The organism is Oceanimonas sp. GK1 (assembly GCF_000243075.1).
GTDB lineage: Bacteria > Pseudomonadota > Gammaproteobacteria > Enterobacterales > Aeromonadaceae > Oceanimonas.
Map to the genome: position 1 here is coordinate 3457252 of NC_016745.1, position 24948 is coordinate 3482199.

Annotated in this window: 23 protein-coding genes; 11 read left to right on the plus strand and 12 right to left on the minus strand. The window is 62.2% G+C overall.

What is annotated here, in order from left to right; all coding sequences use genetic code 11:
• Nucleotides 1-95: 95 nt before the first annotated feature.
• Genes GU3_RS16220 through puuE form a run of 3 tightly spaced genes read right to left on the minus strand, consistent with a single transcriptional unit; the run spans nt 96 to nt 2096 of the window.
• Nucleotides 96-602, minus strand: a complete 507-nt coding sequence (locus GU3_RS16220; protein WP_193372558.1) for an ureidoglycolate lyase — start codon at nt 600-602, stop codon at nt 96-98.
• Between the two features lie 58 nt (nt 603-660).
• Entirely contained in the window at nt 661-1176 is a 516-nt protein-coding gene (gene uraD, locus GU3_RS16225; protein WP_014293618.1) for a 2-oxo-4-hydroxy-4-carboxy-5-ureidoimidazoline decarboxylase, read from the minus strand.
• Nucleotides 1176-2096 carry an allantoinase PuuE gene (puuE, locus tag GU3_RS16230; RefSeq protein WP_014293619.1) on the minus strand — a complete coding sequence of 307 codons (921 nt, stop codon included), beginning with the start codon at nt 2094-2096 and terminating at the stop codon, nt 1176-1178. Before puuE ends, uraD begins: the two co-directional genes overlap by 1 nt.
• A gap of 362 nt (nt 2097-2458) precedes the next feature.
• On the opposite strand from puuE, the gene uraH reads away from it, so the two are divergent.
• Nucleotides 2459-2812 carry a hydroxyisourate hydrolase gene (uraH, locus tag GU3_RS16235; protein ID WP_014293620.1) on the plus strand — a complete coding sequence of 118 codons (354 nt, stop codon included), beginning with the start codon at nt 2459-2461 and terminating at the stop codon, nt 2810-2812.
• A 91-nt stretch (nt 2813-2903) separates the two neighbouring features.
• Nucleotides 2904-4247: an NCS2 family permease gene (locus GU3_RS16240; RefSeq protein WP_014293621.1), complete on the plus strand. Its 1344-nt coding sequence runs from the start codon at nt 2904-2906 to the stop codon at nt 4245-4247.
• Between the two features lie 143 nt (nt 4248-4390).
• Here GU3_RS16240 and GU3_RS16245 read toward each other — a convergent pair whose 3' ends face one another.
• The gene (locus GU3_RS16245) at nt 4391-4729 is read right to left on the minus strand and encodes a DUF3461 family protein (protein ID WP_014293622.1); all 339 of its coding nucleotides are present in this window, start codon (nt 4727-4729) and stop codon (nt 4391-4393) included.
• Nucleotides 4730-4937: 208 nt separating this feature from the next.
• On the opposite strand from GU3_RS16245, the gene GU3_RS16250 reads away from it, so the two are divergent.
• On the plus strand, nt 4938-5186 hold the full coding sequence (locus GU3_RS16250) for a hypothetical protein (protein ID WP_014293623.1): 249 nt from the start codon (nt 4938-4940) through the stop codon (nt 5184-5186).
• Nucleotides 5187-5367: 181 nt separating this feature from the next.
• Here the strand turns inward: GU3_RS16250 and GU3_RS16255 are convergent, their stop codons facing one another.
• Complete coding sequence (locus GU3_RS16255) at nt 5368-5772, minus strand: DUF3461 family protein (protein WP_014293624.1); 405 nt, start codon at nt 5770-5772, stop codon at nt 5368-5370.
• A gap of 207 nt (nt 5773-5979) precedes the next feature.
• Nucleotides 5980-7305 (minus strand): aldehyde dehydrogenase family protein, encoded by a 1326-nt coding sequence (locus tag GU3_RS16260; RefSeq protein WP_014293625.1) that lies wholly within the window; start codon nt 7303-7305, stop codon nt 5980-5982.
• A 163-nt stretch (nt 7306-7468) separates the two neighbouring features.
• Between GU3_RS16260 and GU3_RS16265 the strand changes: the two genes are divergently transcribed.
• The 7 genes from GU3_RS16265 to GU3_RS16295 all read left to right on the plus strand — a co-directional run bounded on the left by GU3_RS16265 (nt 7469) and on the right by GU3_RS16295 (nt 16092).
• Complete coding sequence (locus GU3_RS16265) at nt 7469-9253, plus strand: SulP family inorganic anion transporter (protein ID WP_014293626.1); 1785 nt, start codon at nt 7469-7471, stop codon at nt 9251-9253.
• Between the two features lie 112 nt (nt 9254-9365).
• Nucleotides 9366-10346: an AAA family ATPase gene (locus GU3_RS16270; protein WP_014293627.1), complete on the plus strand. Its 981-nt coding sequence runs from the start codon at nt 9366-9368 to the stop codon at nt 10344-10346.
• A gap of 3 nt (nt 10347-10349) precedes the next feature.
• Entirely contained in the window at nt 10350-12089 is a 1740-nt protein-coding gene (locus GU3_RS16275) for a cobaltochelatase subunit CobT (RefSeq protein WP_014293628.1), read from the plus strand.
• A gap of 319 nt (nt 12090-12408) precedes the next feature.
• Nucleotides 12409-13422 carry a TRAP transporter substrate-binding protein gene (locus GU3_RS16280; RefSeq protein WP_014293629.1) on the plus strand — a complete coding sequence of 338 codons (1014 nt, stop codon included), beginning with the start codon at nt 12409-12411 and terminating at the stop codon, nt 13420-13422.
• A 66-nt stretch (nt 13423-13488) separates the two neighbouring features.
• The gene (locus tag GU3_RS16285) at nt 13489-14109 is read left to right on the plus strand and encodes a TRAP transporter small permease (protein ID WP_014293630.1); all 621 of its coding nucleotides are present in this window, start codon (nt 13489-13491) and stop codon (nt 14107-14109) included.
• Nucleotides 14102-15445 (plus strand): TRAP transporter large permease, encoded by a 1344-nt coding sequence (locus GU3_RS16290; protein ID WP_041543368.1) that lies wholly within the window; start codon nt 14102-14104, stop codon nt 15443-15445. Before GU3_RS16285 ends, GU3_RS16290 begins: the two co-directional genes overlap by 8 nt.
• A 146-nt stretch (nt 15446-15591) precedes the next feature.
• Entirely contained in the window at nt 15592-16092 is a 501-nt protein-coding gene (locus tag GU3_RS16295) for a universal stress protein (protein WP_014293632.1), read from the plus strand.
• A 187-nt stretch (nt 16093-16279) separates the two neighbouring features.
• On the opposite strand, the gene GU3_RS16300 is transcribed toward GU3_RS16295, so the two are convergent.
• The 4 genes from GU3_RS16300 to GU3_RS16315 all read right to left on the minus strand — a co-directional run bounded on the left by GU3_RS16300 (nt 16280) and on the right by GU3_RS16315 (nt 20674).
• The gene (locus tag GU3_RS16300; RefSeq protein ID WP_014293633.1) at nt 16280-16573 is read right to left on the minus strand and encodes a DUF6506 family protein; all 294 of its coding nucleotides are present in this window, start codon (nt 16571-16573) and stop codon (nt 16280-16282) included.
• A 15-nt stretch (nt 16574-16588) separates the two neighbouring features.
• Nucleotides 16589-17542 (minus strand): bifunctional enoyl-CoA hydratase/phosphate acetyltransferase, encoded by a 954-nt coding sequence (locus GU3_RS16305; protein ID WP_014293634.1) that lies wholly within the window; start codon nt 17540-17542, stop codon nt 16589-16591.
• A gap of 132 nt (nt 17543-17674) precedes the next feature.
• The gene (xsc, locus tag GU3_RS16310; protein WP_014293635.1) at nt 17675-19438 is read right to left on the minus strand and encodes a sulfoacetaldehyde acetyltransferase; all 1764 of its coding nucleotides are present in this window, start codon (nt 19436-19438) and stop codon (nt 17675-17677) included.
• Nucleotides 19439-19771: 333 nt separating this feature from the next.
• Entirely contained in the window at nt 19772-20674 is a 903-nt protein-coding gene (locus GU3_RS16315; RefSeq protein ID WP_014293636.1) for a LysR family transcriptional regulator, read from the minus strand.
• Between the two features lie 140 nt (nt 20675-20814).
• On the opposite strand from GU3_RS16315, the gene GU3_RS16320 reads away from it, so the two are divergent.
• Nucleotides 20815-21855 carry a YeiH family protein gene (locus tag GU3_RS16320; protein WP_014293637.1) on the plus strand — a complete coding sequence of 347 codons (1041 nt, stop codon included), beginning with the start codon at nt 20815-20817 and terminating at the stop codon, nt 21853-21855.
• Between the two features lie 59 nt (nt 21856-21914).
• On the opposite strand, the gene GU3_RS16325 is transcribed toward GU3_RS16320, so the two are convergent.
• Together GU3_RS16325 and GU3_RS16330 are read right to left on the minus strand one after the other, a co-directional pair.
• Nucleotides 21915-23381 carry a PLP-dependent aminotransferase family protein gene (locus GU3_RS16325; RefSeq protein WP_014293638.1) on the minus strand — a complete coding sequence of 489 codons (1467 nt, stop codon included), beginning with the start codon at nt 23379-23381 and terminating at the stop codon, nt 21915-21917.
• Between the two features lie 122 nt (nt 23382-23503).
• Complete coding sequence (locus GU3_RS16330; RefSeq protein ID WP_014293639.1) at nt 23504-24928, minus strand: FAD-binding oxidoreductase; 1425 nt, start codon at nt 24926-24928, stop codon at nt 23504-23506.
• Between the last annotated feature and the right edge of the window lie 20 nt (nt 24929-24948).

Sequence of the window (24948 nt, forward strand, 5' to 3'; positions counted from 1 at the left end):
GCTCAACAACCTCTTTTCATCCCGCTTGAATAACAAAACCCCGTATCGTGTTCACGATACGGGGTTTGATGGCATGACCGGCGTCAGGGACGCTGTCAGTCGAGCTCAACGGTCAGCTGCACCGACTCGTCAAAGAAGAACTCGTCACAGTTGTTGCCCGGGCCGCTGCGATCCACCACCAGGAACTCGTCGTTGTCGCGCAGCGCCATGATCGGATGGTGCCATACGCCCCTGTGGTAGTTCACGCCCTGGCGACCGCTGGCGCGGAAGGCGCGCACGGTGGCCGGGTCGATGTTCATGCTGCCGTCGCCCACCGGGGCAACCACCAGCAGGAAGTCGTGGCCGAACAGCGGAATAAAAGACTGGGAGCCGAACGGATGGCGCTCCAGCATTTTGATCTGCAGCGGGTATTCCAGGGTCTCGGCACGGAAGATGCTGATGATGCCCTGGCCCTGCTCGTCCAGCTGTACTTCACCCAGCTTGTGGTAACGCTGAGTGGAGCCGTTGTTGATCATGAAATAGTCACGACCTTCGGATTCGATGACGTCGCCAAAGGGAGCGAAGGCTTCCTTGGTCAGCGGCTCGATCTTGAGAGTTTTGATCATTGCTGCCTCCTGCAGAGAAGAAAGAAGGCAGGGCCTGCCGGCCCCGCCGGCCGTGTTACATGTCGCTCAGACGGAACAGGGCAATCTTGTTGATCTCTTTCACGGCGCGATCGAACTCGGTGTCGTAGTCGTTGTGAATACGCTCTTCAAAGGCCGCCAGGATCTGGTGACGGTTGGAGCCCTTGACCGCCATGATGAAAGGAAAGGCGAACTTTTCCTTGTAAGCGTTGTTCAGGTAAGTGAAGCGCTCGAACTCTTCGGCGGTGCACTCGCTGATGCCGGCACCGGCCTGCTCGTTGGTGGAGGCTTCGGTCAGCTCGCCGCGCTGGGCAGCCTTGCCGGCCAGATCCGGGTGAGCGTTGATCAGGTCGAGCTGAGCTTGTTTGTCGGCATTCAGCAGCACAGTGCACATACGGGCGTGCAGTTGCTCAATCTCGTTGTCGGCCTCGGTCAGGCCCTGGTCAAAGGTCTGCTCGGCCACCCAGGGAGAGTGCTCGTAAATGTCGGCGAAGATCTTGACGAACTCGTCGCGGCCCATGGTGCTGGGCTTGCAGGTCTTGAACAGGCTCATTACTTGTTTCCTTTGTAGGGATGGTGCTCATGCCAGTGCTTGGCAATGTCGATGCGGCGGGTAAACCACACCTTGTCATGGCTGCGGGCGTACTTGATAAAACGCTCCAGACCGGCCATACGGCCCGGGCGGCCCAGCAGGCGGCAGTGCATGCCGATGGACAGCATCTTGGGTGCTTCGGCGCCTTCTTCATAGAGCACGTCGAAGGCATCCTTCAGGTACTGGTAAAACTCTTCGCCGGTGTTGTAGCAACCCTGGCCAAAGCGCATGTCGTTGGTGTCCATCACGTAGGGGATCACCAGGTGGCCCTTGCCGTTGTTGTCTACCCAGTACGGCAGGTCGTCGCCGTAGGAGTCGGAGTCATACAGGAAACCGCCCTCTTCCATCACCAGCTTGCGGGTGTTGGGGCTGTCGCGACCGGTGTACCAGCCCAGCGGACGTTCGCCACAGACGCGCTCGAAGATTTCCAGCGCCTTATACAGGTGCTCGCGCTCTTCCTCTTCGCTCATGAACTGGTAGGTGATCCACTTGTAGGCGTGGGAGCAGATCTCGTGACCTTCGTCCATGAACGCCTTGGCGATTTCCGGGTAACGCTCAATGGCGGTGGCCACGGCGAAGATGGTCAGCGGAATGTCGTAGCGCTTGAACAGGCGCAGCAGGCGCCAGACACCGGCACGGCTGCCATACTCATAGATGGACTCCATGCTCATGTGACGCGCGTCCGGGAAAGACACGGCTGCCGGCATTTCCGACAGGAAGGCTTCAGATTCACCGTCACCGTGCAGCACACAGCGCTCACCGCCTTCTTCGTAGTTCAGAACAAAGTTGATGGCGATACGCGCATCACCGGGCCACTGCGGGTGAGGAGGGTTGGCACCATACCCGACGAGATCGCGGGGATAGTCTTTGTTTTGGCTCATCTGAAAACTCCTAAAAAAACAAAGGATTACATGCCGGCCAAATACAGCCGGGAAAAGAGAGTTTGACGGTCGTCACAATCTTCCCATTGTATACAATAAAATCAACTTATGTAAATAACAGGTTTAGTTTTTGTATCGGAAGCCCGCCGCATTCTTGCTTTGCGACCACAAAGCAAAGACAATCGGCAACGGATCAAGATTCCCGCATTGAAAAATGTGACGCAGTGCTCAAAAAAACATGTCTCGATGTTAAGATAATGTAGACGCGCTGTTTATCTTGATGTAAAAATACTTCTGCCGGCGTTACCCGTCGGCAGTACCTTGGACTTTGAAGACGCAGTAATGCGCAAGGTAACTTGAAAATGGGAAGACTGACTACTCACGTACTCGATACTGCCAAGGGCCTGCCCGGCTCCGACATCAAGGTTGAGCTGTACAAGGTTGACGGCGAGCAAACCACGCTGATCAACACCGTTTACACCAACCACGACGGCCGTACCGATGCCCCCATCCTGGAAGGTGCTGACTATGTTGCCGGCAAATACCAGCTGGTATTCCACACCTCTCCTTATTTCAAGAAACAAGGTATTGAACTGCTTGAGCCGGCATTCCTGGATGACGTTGTTATCCGTTTCGGTATTGCCGAAGGCGAAGAGCACTATCACGTACCCCTGCTGATCTCGCCCTACAGCTACTCCACCTATCGCGGTAGCTAAAGGGTCGCAGACGGCTCCTGCTCATGCCGCCGGCCCAAGGAAGACTGGCGGCATGGGCAGTCTGCAAAATTACCCACGAGGACTTCCGGTTATGGAACACGCCAAGCACGAGCCAACCTCTCAAACACTCCCGGCTTCCGGGGGGCTGCTGGACAAGCTGTTCAAACTGAGCGCCCATGGCACCACCGTCAAAACCGAGCTGGTAGCCGGTCTGACGACCTTTATCACCATGGCGTACATCATTTTCGTCAACCCCAATATTATGTCTGCCTCCGGCATGGATGCGGGAGCGGTCTTCGTGGCCACCTGTATTGGCGCCGCCATTGCCACCCTGTTTATGGGGCTCTACGCCAACTGGCCGGTGGGCCTGGCGCCGGGTATGGGCCTGAATGCCTTCTTTGCCTTCACCGTGGTCGGTGAAATGGGCTACAGCTGGGAAGTGGCGCTGGGCGCCGTATTCTGGTCCGGCATCATCTTTACCGCCATGAGCTTCTGGAAGATTCGTGAATGGGTGCTCGACGCCATTCCCGAGTCACTGCGCTATGCCATGACCGCGGGTGTGGGCCTGTTTCTGGGCTTTATCGGCCTGAAAACCGCCGGCATCATTGCCGACAGCCCGGCCACCCTGCTGACCACCGGCGACCTGACCCAGCCTCAGGCCTGGCTGGCCGTCCTCTGTTTCCTGATCATCTCCGTGCTGGCTCACCGCAAGGTATTCGGCGCCGTGCTGATCGGCGTGCTCGGCACCACCCTGATTGGTCTGGGCATGGGACTGGTGGAATACAACGGCATCTTTGCCGCGCCGCCCAGCCTGGCCCCGACCCTGTTCAAGCTAGACATCATGGGCGCCCTGGACGTGGGCATGATCACCGTGATCCTGGCGTTTTTGTTTGTGAACATGTTCGACACCGCCGGCACCCTGATGGGCGTGGCCGAACGCGCTCACCTGCGTCGCCCCGACGGCACCATTGAAGGCCTGAAAAAATCCCTCAAGGCCGACAGCGCCTCGTCGGTTATCGGCACCTTTGTCGGCTGTCCACCGGTTACCAGCTATGTGGAAAGCTCCGCCGGCGTGGCCGCCGGTGGCCGTACCGGCCTCACCGCCGTGACCATTGCGGCCCTGTTCCTGCTGTCCATCTTCCTGGCGCCCCTGGCCGGCATGGTGCCCGCCTACGCCACCGCCGGAGCCCTGATCTACGTGGCCTTCCTGATGACCAGCAGCCTGGCCAGCATCGAGTGGCACGACTACACCGAAATGGCCCCGGCCGCCATCACCGCCCTGATGATGCCGCTGACCTTCTCCATCGCCAACGGCATTGCCATGGGCTTCATCTCCTACACGGTGCTGAAAGTGGCCACCGGCCAGGCGAGCAAGGTGTCGGTGGGCGTGTATGTGTTGAGCGCCATCTTCGTCGCCAAGTTTATCTTTATGTAAGCACTTGTCACTGAAAGCAAAAAGCCACCGCATTGCGGTGGCTTTTTTGTTGGCTGTGTCCCGTCATGCCGGGCTTGACCCGGTATCTTGCTGCCTGCCTTGAAAAAATTCCGGCTTTCGCCGGAATGACCGAGAGGGTCAGTTCACCCCGCCAACCGGCTCATGCGCCGGCGCAGCTCGGCCATCTTGTCGTTCATCACCCGCTCAAAACGCCCCAGCTCCAGCAGCAGCCGCTCCCGGGAGCTTTCCCGGCCCAGCAACTGCTCCAGCTCTTCAATGGCGCTGTCCAGGGTCTGGGCCACTTCCCGGTTGATAACCCGGGGAAAATGAAACTTGAGGCTGGCGGGCAGGCAGGAGTCCGGGCCGCGTTCGAACCAGATCTTGAGCACCTTGTGGGTGTCGCTCTCACCCAGGCGAAAACGGCTGATGGCACCGGTGTCTTCAATGCCCATGGCGGCGAGCGTGGGGTAAGCCTGACTCATAACAACCTCCGTTTACAAAACAAACCCTTTACATTTTATTAACCCAAAGGCTAGCCGCTGGCGCCGGTTCCCATTAGAGCCAGTTACCGCGCAAGCTTAAGACCAGCTGGTCCCATGGAACAAGGCCGGCTGGTGCTAATGCCGGCACACGGGCCCTTCTAGAGTGGGGCCACTACCTGTGAACATTACAACAAGACAAGGAGCCGTCATGGCAGCACAAACCCTTACCCTGACACTGAGCCCGGAACTTGCCACCCTGTTTGAACAATATGAAGCCCTGACCCGCGTCAGCGCTGAGCAGTATGTGCAACAACTGGTGGAAAAGACGCAGCCCACTCTGGAAGCCATGGTGGCGGCCCTGCAGGAAGCCGGCGACGACGAAGCCGCGGTGATGGAGCTGTTTGGCAGGAAAATGGCCGAGTCCATGCTGCGCCAGCAGCAGGCGGTCCAGGCGTAACAAACAACAAGGCCACTGTGCTCTGCATCATACAGACAACGCAGATGTGACACGAAGCAGCAGTGGGGATTGCCGTAGCCGACCGTCAAATGTCAGGGATGCCATTTGCCGAGCGGCCCAGGGATGGGCTTGTAGCATGTCGGCGGAGCGCAACCGCACTGTTGCTTCGCACTCCTCCCGATTACTTCAGCGCTTCTATCTGACGGCGCAGTTCGTCCAGCTTGTCCTGCATCACCCGCTCCATGTGCTCCAGATCCGCCAGCAACTGCTGTTTGGTGTCGGCGGTGGCCTCATCTGTTTTCACCTCACTGCCCAGTAACCAGTGCAGCTCCAGCAAGGCCTGGCGCAGGACCGGGCTGGTGTCTTCCAGACTGTGCCACTGCTCGGTTTTCTGAAACTCCACCGGTCCCAACGACCCCGGGCGGGCAAAGGTGAATTTCTTGCTGCGCGACAGCAGCGAGCCCTTTGGCCTGTGGTAATAAATCTTGAGCACGTCCGCCCGGCCCTCACGCCTGAGCTGGTAACGGCTGATGTTGTCAAAGGAGGTAATACCCATCTGGGCAAGGGTCGGATAGAGTTGGCTCATTGCTGCTCGCTCGGAAGTTCGTCATTCAACACACTCCGCTCACTGGCGGAGAACACTGTTGCTGCAAGCCTTCTTCCTTGAGCAGCCCCGGCGGCGACCGGGTCGAGCAACAGGCCGGCAAGTCTAGCCCGGCCCACCAACAACCAACAGGGCCAGTTCACTTTTCATACTGGTACCAGTTGATCAGACCGGGTCGGCCAGACCGGGTCAGACCGATACCAGCACCGTCTTGCCCCGGCAGAATTCCTTCAGCGCCGGACGCCGGGCCGGGTCTGCATCGGGCGGCCAGTGCCGACCGTGATAAGGATCCGGATTGACCCGGCACAGGTCAAAGGGCAGCGCCCGGGCCAGCCGCTCGCCCCGGCTTCGGTCCTGCGTCCAGATAGCTGCCATGCCGTCGGCAGACAGCTGCCGGCACAGCGCCAACATGGCCGCCTCATCCGGTACCCGCAGCACGCCGCAAAACGGGCCGGCGGGCCAGGCGGGAAACAGCGTCATGGCGGGGTCCGTGCCTTCAATCAGCGTCGGCGGATAATGCCAGCCCTCCTCGTCGGGCAGGTAACCGCCACAGCGAATGCGCCCGCCCCGGCGTTCGGCCTCGCGCAACTGGCGCTCCAGCCACTCCCGCTGACCGCTCTTGGCCAGCGGCCCCAGCGCCACTCCCGGCTCGTCGGGCCGGCCGGTGCGCAGCCCCGTCAACCGGGCGGTCAGCCGTTCCAGAAAGGCGTCTGCCAGGGCGGGAGTGATCAGCACGCCGCCTTCGCTCTGGCGCCAGCTGGCCCGATAGCGAAAACAGCTGTTGAGCACCGACTCCACCGCCGGCTCCAGCTCGGCATCATCCAGCACCAGTTGCACATCCGCCCGGGCCAGCTCCAGCCGCACCGGCTTGAGCTGGGCTCCCGCCAGGGCCGCCATGGCCGCCCCGCCCTTGCGCTCGCCGCTGTAGGCCAGCCCCGCAATACGCGGATCCGCCACCAGGCCGGCCACCTGCTCCTTGCTAATGCGCAGCGGCGTCACCAGCCCTTCCGGCACCTCGGCCCGGGCCAGCAGCCGCGCCAGCACATCCACCAAACGGGACAAATGCTCCGCCGGCTTCAGCAGCAGGCCATTGCCGGCCATCAGTGCCGGCACCAGCAAGCGAAAGCATTGCCACAGGGGCGCCGGGCCGGCGGTGAGCGCCAGCATCAGCCCCAGCGGCAACTGGCCATGCTGGCTGCGCGCCGAGGGCAGCATGGCCTGACCATGGGCGGCAAAATAGGCGCATTCCTCGGCGCAGCGTTCCACCTCCTGCAGGCAATCGGCCAGCAGGGAGCCGGTCTCCAGGCAGAGCTCCCGGGCCAGGCGGTCGCGCTCGGCGGACAGCGTCGAGGCCAGCCGGAACAGCAGGGCCGCGCGCTCAGCGGGGGCCACCTGCTGCCACTCCTGGGTCGCCTCATGGGCCAGGGCCAGACTCTGCTCCAGCCGGGTTGCGCTCATACCGGCATGGTGGGCCAGTACCCGACCGGTACCGGGATCAAAGGAAACAAAGGTCATCACAGGGCTCCTTGTGCAGGGCTTGCCACGCCCTCAGCCACGACATCGGCTGGTATACTGAATGCGGTGGCACTCGGCACCACGTTTTCACCGACGTTAATAAAGGGTTAACCGGGCCACAAAGGCCAGTTACCCCCGATGAATGGAACCAGGGAGGAGTCTCATGCCCGAGCCGACGGCCGGCTATTGTTCACGCTGGCAGCGCCTGCTGCCCTTTCTCGGCTGGTGGCCCCTGGTCAACCCGGCCAGCCTGCGGGCCGACGCCCAGTCCGGCCTGACCAACGCCATCGTGGTGCTGCCCCAGGGGGTGGCCTATGCCCTGATCGCCGGCCTGCCGCCGGAATACGGCCTTTACGCCGCCATTGTGCCCGCCATTATTGCGGCCCTGTTCGGCTCTTCCTGGCACCTGATTTCCGGCCCCACCGCCGCCATGTCGGTGGTGGTGTTTACTTCGGTCAGCCCGCTGGCCGAGCCCGGCACCGCCACCTTTATTGCCCTGGCGCTGACCCTGACCCTGATGAAGGGGGTATTCCAGCTGGTGCTGGCCTTTGCCCGGCTCGGGGTGCTGGTGAACTTCGTGTCCCAGTCGGTGGTGATCGGCTTTACCGCCGGTGCCGCCGTGGTGATCGCCTCCAGCCAGCTGCCCACCCTGCTCGGCATTACGGTAGACGGTAATGGCAGCGTCACCGGCACCTGGTGGCAACTGCTGCATCACTTAACGGAAGTGGATTACTACAGCCTGTCGGTGGCGCTGTTTACCGTGGCGGCCTGTGTGGGCATCAAACGCTGGCGGCCACGCTGGCCCAATATGCTGATCGCCCTGGCCCTGGCCAGCGGCCTGGCGCTGTTGATTGATCCCGATCATGAACACATTGCCCTGGTGGGCGCCATTCCCGCCGGCCTGCCGCCCTTAAGCCTGCCGGACTTCAGCCTGGCCAGCATCAGTGCCCTGGCGCCGGGGGCACTGGCCATCAGCCTGCTGGGGCTGGTGGAAGCCGCTGCCATCTCCCGGGCCATTGCCAGCCGCTCCCACCAGCGCCTGGACGACAACCAGGAGTTCATTGGCCAGGGGCTGTCGAATCTGGTGGGCGCCTTCTTCTCCTGCTACGCCTCGTCGGGCTCCTTTACCCGCACCGGCATCAACTACACCTCGGGCGCCCGCACCCCCATGGCGGCCATCTTCGCCTCCGGCTTTTTGTTGCTGATCCTGCTGCTGATCCCGGGCATCACCACCTGGCTGCCCCTGCCGGCCATGGCCGGCCTGCTGCTGGTGGTGGCCTGGAATCTGATCGACGTTCACCATATCGGGCTGATTATTCGCGGCTCCCGCTCCGAGACCACGGTGCTCACCGCGACCTTTGCCGCTACCCTGCTGGTGGAGCTGGAATTCGCCATTTACACCGGGGTGATCCTGTCGCTGGTGTTCTACCTCAAACGCACCTCCACTCCTCGGGTGGTGTCGATTTTGCCCGATCCCGACAGCAAGCATCCCTTTTTCGTCAACGCCGAACGCCGTCGCCTGCCCTACTGCCCCCAGCTGCGTATTGTGCGCATTGAAGGTTCGCTGTTCTTTGGCGCGGTCAACCACGTGCAGGAATACCTGCAGGCCATTCGCGAGCCCCGACTGCTGATCGTGGGCAACGGCATCAACTTTGTGGACATGGTGGGCGCCGACATGCTGGTGCAGGAAGCCGAACGCCGGCGCGAGCTGGGCGGCGACCTTTACCTGTGCAACCTGCGGGAAGGAGTGCTGCGTTTTCTGTTGCGCAACAACCGGCTCGACGACATTCGCCGGGATCATGTGTTTATCAACAAGGGCCAGGCCATTCACCGCATCTACGATCAGCTCGACGCCGAGGTATGCCGCACCTGCACCGCTCGCATCTTTCGGGAATGCCATCTTCGGCCACCGGGGCAACCGGCGGAAAAAGCAAAAGCAGAAGGCTAACGGCGCGCTGGCCATATGGTCGGCGCGCAACTGGCCCTGTTCAGGGCCGTGGCGGGGGGTAGAGTGTGTTAACACCTTGTTACCTTTAGCCGCCGCCAGTGAGGCCAGTGCCATGACCGATCTTCTTCACGACCATCCCAGCCGGCTGCGCCCGGTGCGCGACCTGTTCAACCTCGACGTGGACATGCAGGTGCCGGTGTTCGAGCACCAGGACGAGCACGTGCCCGACATCGATCCCAGCTACTGTTTCAACCCGGACGTCACCCTGGCCATTCTGGCCGGCTTTACCCGCAACCGCCGGGTGCTGCTGCAGGGGCTGCACGGCACCGGCAAGTCCACCCACATCGAGCAGGTGGCCGCCCGTCTCAACTGGCCCTGTGTGCGGGTCAATCTCGACGGCCATATCAGCCGCCTGGATCTGGTGGGCAAGGACACCATAGTGCTGGAGGAAGGCAAGCAGATCACCCGCTTTCAGGAAGGCATAGTGCCCTGGGCGCTGCGCCGGCCGGTGGCGCTGATCTTTGACGAGTTCGACGCCGGCCGGCCCGACGTGATGTTCGTCATTCAGCGCATTCTGGAGCAGGACGGCAAGTTTACCCTGCTTGACCAGAACCAGGTGATCACCCCCCACCCCCACTTTCGGCTGTTCGCCACCGCCAATACCGTGGGGCTGGGCAACGTCACCGGCCTCTACCACGGCACCCAGCAGATCAACCAGGCCCAGATGGATCGCTGGAACATTGTCGCCAAGCTCGACTACCTGCCCCGGGAAGACGAAATTCGCATCGTGCAGGGCAAGGTGCCCCGCTACAACGATGCCCGTGGCCATGAGCTGATAAGCCAAATGGTGGCGGTGGCCGAACTCACCCGGGCCGGCTTTGCCGCCGGGGATCTGTCCACCCTGATGTCGCCCCGCACCCTGATCGCCTGGGCCGAAAACACCGAGATTTTCGGTGATACCGCGCTGGCGTTCCGGCTGTCGTTTCTCAACAAGTGCGACGAGGCCGAACGCCCCTTGGTGGCCGAATACTACCAGCGCTGCTTTGATGAAGAGCTGCGCGAGCCCCAGGCTCTGCAACTGACGGCTATCTGAACCATGGCCGCCTCCCTTCCCCCTTCGAATCCGGCCGCCGAAGCGCGCCGCCAGCAACGGCTGGAAGAGCTGTGCGCGGCGCTGATCCGCGCCCAATCGGCCCAACGCGAGGTGCGCTACCGGGGCCACCGGCTGGAATGGCGCGGCAGGGCCTACCCGCTGCGCGCCCCGCATCTGCAACTGAATGCGCAACAGGACGACTGGGGCTCCTGCCGGGGTGTGGCCGACGCCATTGCCCTGCGCCTGCGCCATCACGATCCCGAACTGCACCGGCACTGGCTGCCCGCGCCGCCGGTGGCCCGGCTGGTGTTCGAATTGCTGGAGCAGCTCAGGGTGGAGTCTCTGGTGCCGGCCCATCACCCCGGCAGCCGGCGCAACCTGCATTACCGCTTCAGCGCCTGGAGCAATCGTTTTCTGGCCTCGGGCCAGACCGAAAGCCACCTGGGGCTGCTGCTGTTTACCCTGTCGATGATGAGCTGGGTACAACTGGGCGGCGGCCCCATCGACGAGAGCACCGAGCACCTGATCGAGTCGACGCGCATGTTTCTGCTGCGGGAGATCGGCCAGCCCTTTGGCCGCATTCGCCGCTGCCGCGAAGATCAGGCCGCCTACGGCGAGCAGGCACTGGCCATTGCCCTGACCGTGAACGGGCTGATCGAGGAGCTGCAAAAGCAGCTGACCGGCGACGAACAGGACAATGACGCACTGGAAGAGGTCGGCAACGGCTTTGGCCTGCTGCTGGATCTCGACGGCGACGGCGAGCAGGGCGCCAGCCTGGCCGGCGGCGCCTCCACCCGCGACGGCGACGGTGAGGCCAGTTACCGCATCTTTACCGGCCAGTACGACAAGGAGTGGCGGGCCGACCGCAAGGTGCGCCCCGAGCTGCTGGCAACGCTGCGCCAGCAGCTGGATAGCCGCATTCGCGAGCAGGGCCTTAACCTCAACGGCCTGACCAAAAAACTGCGCCGGCTACTGGCCCGCCCCCACGACGACGGCTGGCGCTTTGGCGAGGAAGAAGGCCGGCTCGACGGCCGCCGGCTGTCCACCCTGGTCACCAGCCATGCCGACCGCCGGGTGTTCAAGCAGTCCCGGCAGGAATGGCACGCCAACGCCGCGGTCACCCTACTGGTGGACAATTCCGGCTCCATGCGCCCCCACATGACGCACATCGCCATGCTTGTCGACCTGCTGGTGCAGGGGCTGGAACGCACCGGCGCCCGCACCGAAGTGCTCGGCTTTACCACCGGCCACTGGAACGGCGGCCAGCCCCTGAAGGACTGGCAACGCCGGGGCCGGCCCGCCAATCCGGGCCGGCTCAATGAACGCTGCCACCTGGTGTACAAAGGCGCCGACACCCCCTGGCGCCGGGCCCGGCAGAGCCTCGCGGCCCTGCTCAAGGGCGACCTGTTCCGGGAAGGCCTCGACGGCGAGGCCCTGCTGTGGGCCGAGCAACGGCTGCTGGCCGAAGACGTCAATGAGCGCCTGCTGCTGGTGATCTCCGACGGCTGCCCCATGGACACCGCCACCCGCCAGGCCAACGCGCAGGACCTGCTCGACAGCCACCTGATGGCGGTGGCGGATCGCATCGATCGGGATCCGCGCATTCGCCTGTGTGCCCTGGGGGTGGGCCTCGATCTGAGCCGCTATTACCGCCACAACCAGCTGCTGGATCTGGAGCACAGTCCCGACAACCGGATTTTCGATGAAATTCTGGCGCTGCTGGGGCGGACCATGCACGGCTGAACGCCAGTTGACAAGTCGCGTCCCAGGCCGGAGAATTAACAACTTTTTTACAAAAATCAACCATAACAAATTGAAAATAAAGAAGTTTTATTCTGGCCCCAGCTTGAGAACACAAGTGGTCCTAACCAATTTCACGCCCTCATTCAAAGATATTGTCAGGCTTTGAACGAAAGCCGGACACGACAGCCCGCCGTCCTGGCAGTCCCGTTTCGGGCAGCACGGCAACCATTGAGCCAGTCTCACGGAGTGTTCGCACTCCGGTTATCACGGAAGGTACACACCCGGTCTCATCCGGGCCACACAACTGGAGCAAGAAACCATGATATTCAAGCAACGTTTTGTGAAATCCCTGTCCCTCGCCCTTTGCCTTGGCGCCGCCATGGCCAGCCCCCAACTGCTGGCCAACACCTTTCGGGTGGCGGTGGGCGACGGTGCCGGCGGCACCCAGCATGAACTCGGCAAGGCCTTTTCCGAAGAGCTGAAGGCACGCACCGAAGGCAAGCACGACACTCAGTTGTTCCTCAACGGCCAGCTGGGCGACGAACAGGCCACCGTCAACGACGCTTCCATGGGGCTGCTCGACTTCTCCATTCTGGCCATCAACAACGTCACCCCCTTCTCGCCTTCCGTGGGCGTGCTGACCCTGCCCTACATGGTGCAGAGTCTGGATGACGCCGTGGCCCTGACCCAGGGCGAAGTGGGCCAGGAGCTGGTCAACAACACCATTCGCGATGCCGGTGTGCGCATTGTGGGCTGGGCCTATTCCGGTTTCCGGGTGCTGACCAACTCCAAGCAGCCGGTGTCCAGCCTGGCTGATCTCAATGGCCTCAAGATCCGGGTGCCCAACAACGAGATCATGATCGACACCTACCGCGCCTGGGGCATCAACCCCACCCCCATGGCCTGGTCCGAAACCTTTACCGGCCTGCAGATGGGCGTGGTGGACGGCCAGGACAACCCCTACATTACCGTCTCCGCCATGAAGTTCGACGAGGTACAGAAGTACATCACCAACATTCGTTACCTGTTCTCCATTGAACCGCTGATCATGTCGGAAGCGGTGTTCCAGTCGCAGCCAGAAGACGTGCAGCAGGCCATTCTGGCCGCCGGCAAGGCCGCCACCGAGCACAGCGCCCAATGGCTGGTGGCTCAGGAAGACCGCATCAAGGCCGAGCTGGTGAAAAACGGCATGCAAATCAGCGAGCCCGCCAACGGCGAGCAGGAATGGATGGAAAAGGCCGTGAGCCAGGTCTGGCCCAAGTATTACGACGCCGTGGGAGGCAAGGACAAACTGAACCAGATCCTGCAATCCCTGGGCCGTGACACCATTTAATCACCCCGCTCGACCCGTCTGCCCCCGGTTGCGTCGGGGGCAGTGTGCATCAGGGAGGAACCGGCCATGTCCATTGGCACCATCATCTACCGGCTTATCGACAACATCGAACGCGTGATCTGCAGCACCCTGCTTGCCACCTTTGTGGTGATCCTGTTCGTACAGATTATTTCACGGCAGCTGTTCAATCACTCCATTGCCTGGAGCGAGGAGCTGTCCACCTACATGTTTGTGTGGTTTGTGTACTTCGGTGCCAGCTACGCCACCAAACTGGCGGCCCACAACCGGGTCACCTTTCAGTTCAAGCTGTTCCCACCTAGGGTGGCGGTGTGGAGCGAAGCCCTGGCCGATCTGATCTGGGTGGGCTTCAACAGCTACTTTGTCTGGCTCAGCTATGACTTCGTGTTCAACAAGATGAACCTGTTCTGGAAGTCCCAGACGCTGGGGTTCCCGATGAAATACGTGTACATGATCCTGCCCATCGCCTTTGCACTGATGACCTTTCGCATTCTGCAGGTGAACTACTACAAGCTGGTCAAGGGCATCGACATTCGCGATCCCGAGTCACTGGAAGTGGAAAAGCTCATGGACTCGGCCCAGCAACCGAAGTCATCAACATCCACACAGCAGGACGAGCCTCAGCCCCCCATTCAAGGCCGAGTCAAGGCGGGAGCCCACCATGGTTGAATCATCCGTAGTCATGATCCTGTTCGGCAGCTTTCTGGCGCTGCTGCTGCTGGGCGCGCCCATCAGCGTGTCGCTGGGGGTGTCGGCACTGGCCTCCTTTCTGTATCTGGGGGAAAACCCCATCAAGTTCGTGCAGATCGCCTTTACCTCGGTGGGCTCCTTTCCGCTGATGGCGCTGCCCGCCTTTATTCTGGCCGGCGCCCTGATGGAGGCCGCGGGCATTTCCAAACGGCTGGTGGACCTGGCGGAAAGCTTTGCCGGGCCCTTTACCGGCGGTATGTCGGCCGCCACCGTCATGGCCTGCATGTTCTTTGGCGCCATTTCCGGCTCCGGCCCCGCCACCACCGCCGCCGTGGGCATGCTGATGATCCCCGCCATGATCGAGCGGGGCTACGGCAAGGGCTATGCGTCGGCCATTACCGCGTCTTCCGGCGGTCTGGGCGTGGTCATTCCGCCGTCCATTCCCATGGTGATTTTCGGTATTTCCGCCATCGGCCTGATGCCGCCCCCCGAGGCGGTGGCCGCGCACGGCCAGTTCCAGTCGGTGTCCATTCCCAAGCTGTTTATCGCCGGCTTTCTGCCCGGACTGGTGCTGTCCTGCGGTCTGCTGACCATGAACTACTTCCTGTGCAAAAAGCAGAACTATACCGGCACCACCGAGGGCTGGTCCGGTGCCAACATTCTGACCATGCTGCGCAAGGGCACCTGGTCGGTACTGGCCCCCATCGTGATCCTCGGGGGCATTTACAGCGGCCTGTTCACCCCCACCGAATCGGCCATCGTCGCCATCTTCTACACCCTGTTCATCGGCTTTTTCGTGCACCGAGAGCTGAAGCTGAAAGACGTACTGCGCTCCCTGGAAACCACCACCTGGCTCACCGGCCGCGTGCTGCTGATCCTGTTTACCGCCACCGTGTTCGGACGCCTGCTGGTGGAAAACCAGATCCCGGCCATCGTCGCCTCGTCGATGCTGGAGATGACCAGCAACATCTATCTGATCTGGGCGCTGATCATCTTCTTCCTGCTGTTCGTGGGCATGTTCATGGAGACCCTGGCGGCCATACTGATCCTCACCCCGGTATTGCTGCCGGTGGCCTACAGCCTGGGGATAGACCCGGTTCACTTCGGCATTGTGGTGGTGTGCTGTCTGTCCATCGGCTTCCAGACTCCGCCCCTGGGCGAAAACCTGTTTATCGCCTCTGGGGTATCGGGCACCTCCATTGAAGAGATCTCGGTACGGGCCCTGCCCTTTGCCCTCACCTCGGTGATCGCCGTGTTCATTATCGCCTTTGTACCGGAAATCACCCTGTTCCTGCCCGAGCTGCTCGGGTACTAGAACACCGGCGCCAGCCACCACCACGCCGCCGGCGTGATCAGGGTCAAGGCCCGTTCACGCCGGCGGCATCATCATGATGTCACCGATCGGCGCTATGCTGAACATTGCAAGAACGCCATTCCAGCCAACCAACAAGGGAGTGTCCCATGCTGCCGCAAGTCAACCGGATCCTGTACTGTACCGATCTGTCCAAGAACGCCTCCTATGCCTTTCAGTATGCCGTTTACCTGGCCAGGCAGACCGGGGCCGACATTCACATTCTCAAGGTGGTGGAGCAGCTGTCCGGCGACGAAAAGCTCACCCTGCAGTCCTACATTCTCAATCAGAGCAGCCGGGAAGAGTTTCTGCACCAGCGCCTCAATCATGCCAAAAGCCTGCTGCAGGAGCGGCTGGATTACTTCTGGAACGAGATAGCCCCCGAAGAGAAAGCCCTGCGCAGCAAAATCGTCGGGTGCGAGGTGGTGGAAGGCTACCCGGAGCAGACCATACTGAAACGCTCCAAAGAGCTGCAGTGTGACCTCATTATCATGGGCGCCCACGAAAAGGGCTGGTTTCATACCCTGCTGGGCAGCGTGGCCAAGAACGTGCTGCGGGAGTCACGCATTCCCACCCTGATCGTGCCCCGCCCGGCAAAGAAAACGGTCTGATGTAACTCCCCCCACCTTCACCTCGTTCCCACGCTTTGCGTGGGAATGCAGACCCTGTCCGGCAGGACAACCCCAACAGGCAGATATACACACCACGCTGGCGCGTGGAAGCGAGAAAAGCCCCCAGTCCCCAAACAAAAAAAAACCGGGCTGTCGCCCGGTAAAATGGAGTGAAGTAAAAAATGGGTCAGGCCCACTGAATCCTGTCCTGATCCTCCGGGCGATGCACCGCCCGGCCCAAGGGCACATGATCGTTGATCGCGGCGCGGATCGCCGCTTCTTCCTCGGCGGTAAAACCGCCGCACAGTTCAATCAGCTCAATGCGGCGGGTGAGCATTTCCTGGGCGGCCATGATGGCTTCCTCCAGGGTGCTGACGCCGGACACCGCCAGATCAAAGCCTTCGCTCTTGATGCGGCCATGGTGTTTGAACAGCTCCAGAACCGGGGCTTTTACAATAAATCCGTAACGACTCAGGCTCATCGGTTATCTCCTTGTTCAGGCGCTGGCACGGGCGGGGGCCGCCGCGGTCTGCCGGCTGTGATGCACAATACTGGCCAGGGCACAGGACGCCAGCCTTGCCTCGGGCGGATCGGCCCGGGAAGTGAGGATGATCGGCACCCGGGCGCCCAACACCAGGCCGGCGGCGGTGGCGCCCATAAAGTACACCATCTGCTTGAACAGAAAGTTGCCCGACTCCAGGTTGGGCACCAGCAAAATATCGGCGTTACCGGGCACCTTGCCGGAAATGCCCTTGATCTCGGCGGCTTCCCGGGACACCGCATTGTCGAACGCCAGCGGCCCTTCCACCACGGCCCCGGGCAGGGCGCCCATGGCCGCCAGCTTAACCAGCTCGGCGGCGTCCTGGCTCGAGGGCATGGCCTTGCTCACCTCCTCGGTGCCCGACAGCAGCGCCACCCTGGGCTCGTCACAGCCTAGGGCGTGCAGCAGCTCGATGGCGTTGCGGGCAATATGCAGCTTGTCGAGCACCGTCGGCTGCACATTGATCACCGCATCGGTAATGCACAGTGCCCGGCAGCTGCCCGGCACCGTCATGTGAAACACATGGCTCAGGCGGCTGTCGGTGCGCAGCCCGGCGCCGCGGTTGAGCACCGCCCGCAACAGCACATCGGTATGCACATGGCCCTTCATGATGGCGTCGGCCTCGCCCCGGCTGACCAGGGCCACGCCCGCCTGGGCGGCGCCGGCCTCGTCGGCGGCATCCACCAGCCGCACGCCGGCCAGATCCCAGCCCAGCGCCTCGGCTTCATGACGAATACGGGCTTCATTGCCCACCAGAATCGGCGTGATCAGCCCTTCCTGTTGTGCCATGCGCGCGCTGAGCAGCGACACCTGGTTTACCGGATTGATCACCACGGTTGCCACGGCCGCATATTGCCGGGCCTGCGCCAGCAGGTGGGCGGGGCATTCCTTCGGATTGGTATTGAGCATCACTGAATTCCCTTTGACGTGATCAGTAGACAACCGAATACCGCTCGGCAAACGGGATCGGGTTGTCCTCCTGAAAAAACCCGGCCTTGGCGGCCGGGTAAAAAGGCTGCCCTGACCGGGCAGCCGTACCTGTCAGCAATAGTCTTTGTACTTGTCCAGGTGGCGTACCGGCTTGGACAGGGCGTCACGACGGAAGGGGTCGCCCAGCTCGCGGGTACACATGATTTCGATGACGGTGGTCTTGCCTTCTTCCATCTGGCGCGCAATGGCGGCCTTCAGGGCCGGGCCCACGTCTTCCAGCTTGTCGACGGTCACCCCTTCGGCGCCCATGGCGCGGGCGATATCGGCAAAGCTCGGGTTTTCCAGGTCACCGGCCACAAAGCGGCGGTTGTAGAAGTCGACCTGGTTCTTCTTCTCGGCGCCCCACTGGCGGTTGTGGAACACGATGGAGGTCACCGGAATGTGCTCGCGCACACAGGTCATGATTTCCATCATCGACATGCCCCAGGCACCGTCACCGGCGTAGGACACGGCCGGACGGTGCGGCGCGGCGGTCTTGGCACCGATGATGGTCGGCAGGGCGTAACCGCAGTTGCCGAAGCTCATGGCGGCGAAGAAGGAGCGCGGCTTTTCAAAGCGCAGGTAGCTGTTGGCCACGGAGTTGATGTTGCCGATGTCGGTGGACACCATCACATCCTCGGGCATGGCCTTTTCCAGCTCGCGCAGCACCTGACGCGGGTGCAGGTAGCTGCCTTCTTCTTCCGACTGCTCGGCGATCATGTCGAGGGAGTAATCGTCCTTCTCGTGGATCCACTGATCCAGCTCGGCTTCCCAGGCCGCCTTCTCGGCGGCAATTTCGGTGGCGCGGGCGCCCTTGTTTTCCAGGCAGGCGACGTTGAGGTTCTGCAGCCGATCCAGCATGGTCACGGCGGCGGCCTTGGCATCGCCACACACGCCCACGGAGATCTTCTTCACCAGGCCCAGCATCTTGGCGTCGCAGTCCACCTGAATGATCTTGGCCTGCTTCGGCCAGTAGTCCAGGCCATGCTGCGGCAGGGTACCGAACGGCCCCAGACGGGTGCCCAGCGCCAGCACCACGTCGGCGCGGGACAGCAGTTTCATGCCGGCCTTGGAGCCCTGGTAGCCCAGGGGACCGCACCACAGCGGATGGCTGGCGGGGAAGGAGTCGTTGTGCAGGTAGCTGTTCACCACCGGGGCGCCCAGGTACTCGGCCAGGGCCTTGCATTCTTCCACCGCGTCGGCCATGACCACGCCGCCCCCGGAAATGATCACCGGGAACTGGGCCTCGGCCAGCAGGGCCGCGGCCTGCTGCAGGCTCTGCTCGCCGCCGGCACCGCGCTCGATGCGGATCGGCTGAGGAATTTCCACGTTGATGTCGCCGTAGAAGAAGTCCCGGGGAATGTTGAGCTGGGTCGGGCCGTTCTCCAGCATGGCGCGGTCAAAGCAGCGGGCGGTAAACTCGGCCATCCGCGCCGGGTTGGCCACGTGGCCCTGATACTTGGTGATGGTTTCAAAGAAGGGCAGCTGCTGCGCTTCCTGGAAGCCGCCCAGCCCCTGGGTCATGGAGCCGGTTTCCGGGGTGATGCACACCACCGGGCTGTGGGCCCAGTAGGCGGCGGCAATGGCGGTGACGAAGTTGGTGATGCCGGGGCCGTTCTGGGCGATACAAACGCCGTGGCGGCCGCTGACCCGAGCATAGCCGTCGGCCATGTGGCCGGCGCCCTGCTCATGCACCGTGGGGATCAGGCGAATGCCGGCCGGGGCGAAAATATCCATGGCATCCATAAAGGCGGAGCCCATGATACCGAAGACGTCGGTAACACCGTTGGCCGCCAGGGTTTCGACCAAAGCTTCACTGGGAGTCATACGTGGCATAGCTGTCTTCCTTTTGCTGTTTCCCGTCGGTGGCGGCCTTAAGCCATCCTCCTCGGTGGGGTTGAGTTCAATGTTCCGTTTTCTGTTTGGGCAACTGGTTCGTTTGCGTTTGTTATGACGAGCAAGCCGCAAAGCAATACAGGGTCTTGGGTGGCTCGCTTGGGGAACAGCTTAGGAAGGGGGGGGATGGGAACATAGGGCCAGTTTTGCCACCCATGTTACGCCAGCGTTAAAAAATGGTGTTTTGGAGTTGGTTGGTGAGCCGGCGTTGGGTCAAGTAAAGGGGACATCGGCTCCACCTGGATCAGCCGTGATGCCGGCTCAGGGCCGGCATCACGCCATCTGGTCTGCAAGCTGGCGGCTTTGCTGCCAGAAGTGCTCGGCCAGTTCCGAGCGGGCTTCGCCCAGCCGGCACAGCTCGATATTGAGCGCCAGCGGGCGCACGCCGTCCAGGGCCACCACCCGGCGGTTGGCGAGCTCGTCCCGTACCAGGCTTTCGGGCAGAAAGGCCACGCCCTCGCCCAGCAGCAACTGGGCCTTGAGCCCTTCGCCCAGGGCATTTTCACAGGCCGGCAGCCAGGGCCGTTCGCCCAGGGCCGGCAGGCATTCCCGCTGTACCAGGGCGCCGAGAAAGGCATCTTTCGGGTACAGCAGCAGCGGCAGGGGTTGCTCCCCTTCAAGGGGAAAGCGGGGCCGGCCCCCTTCATCGCAGGCGGAAAACAGCACCAGCCGGTCCTGGCCCACCCGCAGCCGTTCCACGTTCAGCCGCTGCAAGGTGTCGGCGCTGCCCGCGTCAGCAAAGCACAGCAAAAAGTCCACCGCTCCCGCCACAAACTGCTCCATGGCCTCGTGGTAGTGACCGGTATTCAGCCGCACCAGGCCCTCGCCCAGGGCGGGCCGCAGCCGGTGCAGCCAGGCCGGAAAAAAGGTCACCGCCAGCGCCGGCTGGGTGATCAGACTCAGGCCCGGGGTCTGCTGCTGGCTCAGCCGCAGCTGGCTGCGCAGGCCGTAGATCTGGGCCAGTAGCTGGCGGGCCTGCTCCAGAAAGGCCTCGCCGGCGGGCGTCAGCTCCAGCGGGTAGCGATGTCGGCACACCAGTGCCACCCCCAGCCAGTTTTCCAGGGAGCGAATGCGCCGGCTGAACGCCGGCTGGGTCACAAAGCGGCTTTCCGCCGCCCGGGAAAAACTGCCCTGCTCGCTGAGCGCGATAAAATCATGCAGCCATTTGGTTTCCATCAATGGGTCCTTGTCTGTGAAAATAGCGCCTATGCAAAAAAGTAACCGCCATGGCCGAAAACGGCATTGGCTCGCTTGTCGCCATCATCAATAACATAACAGCAACATTCATTTGTCTTGCTTCTTCGGAGGAATTCACCATGGCTGCCGACACCCACTCTCCGGTAATGGGCCTGCTGCACCGCCTGGACGACACCCGCAAACGCTATTTTCCCGGCATTTGCGTGGCCGCCACCATCGGCATTGCCGCCAGCTTTCTGTCCCAGCATTACGGTGCCCCCGCCATGCTGATGGCCCTGCTGCTGGGGCTGGCCTTCAACTTTCTCAGCCAGGAACCCCAGTGCGCGCCGGGCCTGGAGCTGTCGGCCAAAACCGTGCTGCGCCTGGGGGTGGCCCTGCTGGGCCTGCGCATTACCTTTGGCGACGTGCTCACCCTGGGCTGGCAGCCCATGCTGATGGTGTGCTCCGCCGTGGTGCTGACCATCTGCTTTGGCGTGGTCATGGCCCGCTGGCTGGGTTTCTCCAAAGAGTTCGGCACCCTCACCGGCGGCTCTGTGGCCATTTGCGGCGCCTCGGCGGCCATGGCCATCAGCAGCGTGCTGCCTCAGAGCGAGCAGGCCAAGCGCGACACCCTGTTTACCGTGATCAGCGTCACCACCCTCAGCACCCTGGCGATGATTTTCTATCCCATGATCAGCGAAGCGCTCGGGCTGACAGACCAGGAAGCCGGCCTCTTTATCGGCGCCACCATTCACGATGTGGCCCAGGTGGTCGGCGCCGGTTACAGCATGTCGGCGGAAGTGGGTGATCTCAGTACCTTTGTGAAACTGCTGCGGGTGGCCATGCTGGTGCCCATCGTGATGACCATCGGCATTCTGATCCGGCGCGCCGCAAGCCAAAAGGGCGACAGCGGTAGCGGCAGCCGAGTGGCCATTCCCGGTTTTCTTATCGGCTTTGTGGTGCTGTTCGTGCTCAACAGCCTAAGCTGGATCCCCCAGGACATCGCCCAGCCCCTGGCCGGCAGCTCCTCCTGGCTGCTGCTCACCGCCATCGCCGCCCTGGGCGTGCGCACCCAGCTCAAGGACATTCTGTCGGTGGGCTGGAAGCCGGTCCTGCTGGTGGTGCTGGAAACCGCCTTTATCGCCCTGCTGGTGATCGCCTACCTGCTGCTGATGGGCTGATATGCCTGCTTTTATTACCCTTGCACCTTTTAGCCCCGCTCACGCGGGGCTTTTTTTGTTCAGGTCATGTCCTTGATCAGCGCCACCAGCGCCTCGATGCCCGGACGAATGCGCTCCGCGGGAATGGAGGAATAACCCAGCCGGAAGTAGTTGAGCGGCACCTCATCACCAAAAAAGTGAATATCGCCGGGCTCGATCAATATGCCCCTGTCCGCCGCCTCCTTGCGCAGAATGCGGCTGTCGAGCCCTTCCGGTCCGCGCACCCAGTAGCAGGAGCCACCAAAGCCCGGCTGGCGGCTGGAGCAGGGCATAAATTCATCCAGCGCCGCGCCCATTTCCCGCCAGCGCGCCTCGTAGGCCTTGGCCAGGTTCATGATCAGGGCGTCGTGATAACCCCGCTCCAGAAACAGCGCCACCGAACGCTGGTTGTTGGCCGCCGGGTGGCGCAGCATCAGCCGGCGCAGGGCCCGGGCCTCGCGTATCAGCTCCGCCGGCCCCACCAGATAACCCAACCGAAGCCCGGGCGCCAGGGTCTTGGACAGGCTGCCCACGTACAGCACCCGGTCGTTGTTATCGAGGCTCTTCAGCGCTGGGGTGGGATTGGCCTTGAAGTTGGTTTCACTCTCGTAGTCGTCTTCGATGATCAGAAAGTCCTGCTTGCTGGCCTGCTCCAGCAACGCATAGCGCCGCTCCAGGGGCATGGTCACCGTGGTCGGACACTGGTGGCTGGGGGTGGTGTACACCAGGTCACAGCCGGCCAGCTGGTCGTCGATGACCAGGCCCTGCTCGTCCACCGGCAGCGGACGCACCTTGGCCGGGTTCATGGTGGCGATATTGCGAATATCGACGTAACCCGGATCCTCAATGCCGATGGTGCTGTCTTTATCCAGCAGCAACCGCGCCAACAGATACAGCGCCTGCTGGGCCCCCACCGTCACCAGGATCTGATCCGCCGAGGCCCAGACGCCACGCCGGGGCAGCAGCCGGGTGCGGATCTGCTCGATCAAGAGGGGATCGTCGTTGTCAAAGCTGTCGGACGCCCAGTCGCGAATGGCGGGAATGCTCACCGCATCGCGGCAGCACTCGCGCCAGTTGTTGCTGGGAAACAGGGTGGGGTCGAACTGGCCGTAAATAAAGGAATAAGGGTATTTCTGCCAGTCTCTGGGCTTGCTGATATTCTGCTGGCCACTGGGATGGATCTTGAGCTTGCGGCCCCAGTCCGGTGGCGTGCCCTCGCTGGCTGGCGCGGTTTCTGCGGGCAGTTCGGGCTGGCGGGACAGGATCTCCGGATTGACGAAATAGCCGCTGCGCTCCCGGGCGATGAGATAACCGTCATCCAGCAGGTGCTCGTAGGCCAGCACCACGGTGTTACGGGCAATGCTGAGCTGCTTGGCCAGCTTGCGGCTGGACGGCAGCGGGGTGTCGACGGGAATGTTGCCGTTAATAATGGCGGCGGCAATCTGCTCCCGCAGCTGTTGCTGCAGGCTGGTGTTTTTTTCGGTGGAAAGATGGAACAACTGGAACATGAAAAGACTTTCCTGTCAGCGAGTTGGATTCGTCTGGCGGGAACACGCAGTCCGCCCTCTGTGCTGATTGTTTTAACTCAGAGGGCGAAAAAGTAAAAGCATTGTTAACAATTTAATGCACTTTACAGCACTTCATCACGCAAATGGTACCAGTGATAGAGCATGCGCTGGCCCAGACGACGGAAGGGCGCGAACAGGTGGCCCGGCAGCGGCGAGTTGTAGATGGGCAGCTCAAACCCTTCCCGAATGCCGGCAATGCGCTGGGCCATGCGCCGGCCGGCATGGGCCGAGAACATGACCCCGTTGCCGCCGTAACCCAGGGCATAGAAGATCTGCTCCCTGTCGTCGGGCTGGTAGATGCGCGGCATCATGTCGTGGCTCACATCCACCCAGCCCCACCAGGAATAGTCGATCTGAATGCCCTTGAGCGGCGGAAACTTGCGGTGCAGGCCGTCGATCAACAGTTGCAGGTGCCGGGGGTTGCTGGCATCGGCCCCGGTGATGGAGCTGCGGCTGCCGATCTGCACCCGGTTGTCGGGCAGCTTGCGGTAGTAATAACGCAGGGTCCGGGTGTCGGTGATCACCTCATTGGTCTTGAAGTTGCACGCCGCGATTTCCTGCTCGGTCAGCGGCCGGGTGACCAGTGAATTCGACAGTATCGGCATGATCTTGCTGTTCAGGCTGGTGTGCAGCCCCTGGGAGGTATAGCCGCCGGTGGCCACCCCCACCGCCCGGGCCCGCACCGTGCCGCCCGGGGTCTTGATGTGGTGCACGCCGTTGATGGTTTCCCAGCCCAGCACCGGACTGGACGGATGTATGGTGGCCCCCAGCTCCCGGGCCATGCGGTGGTAACCGTGGGCCAGCTTGAGCGGATGCACGCCGATGCCTTCCGGCTCGTGCATGGCGCCCACCGCCTCGGCCTCGTTGACGTAGTCGCGGCTCAGGGTGGTCTTGTCGAGCAGTTGGGTTTCATAGCCAAACTGCTCGCGCAGCACCCTGGACTCGGCCTCCAGCTTGCGCATGGCCTTGTCGCGGTGGGCAATGTAGAGATGACCGCCGGTCTGGGGATCACAATCGATGTTGCCGTCCCGGATCAGGCCCTTGAAGGTGTCAAAGCCTTCCTGCACTTCTTCATGCATTTTGCGGGCGGTACTCAGACCCCAGCGCTTGACCCACTGGGAGCGGGTCAGCCGGCCCGAGGCGTTCTGGGCCTGACCGCCGTTGCGGCTGGTGCAGCCCCAGCTGACCTGGTTGGCTTCCAGCACGGTCGCCCTGATGCCGTGATCCCTGGCCAGATGCAGGGCGGCGGACAGGCCGGTGAAGCCGCTGCCGATGATCACCACGTCGACATCCATGTCACCGGTTACGGGGCCATCATCCTCCGGCGGCGCGCCGGCAGTATCAACCCAGTAGGTGGGCGCGTACTGCTGCCCCCGGCCGGGCGTGGCCGCCACCAGGGGATCATAGCCGGGATCGTAACGATCCAGCACGGTGTCGGCCTGAGCCGTCTGGCGGAAGCCCGCCCGAGTGTTGTTGACCATATCCATATTTGTGATTCCCGTTAACA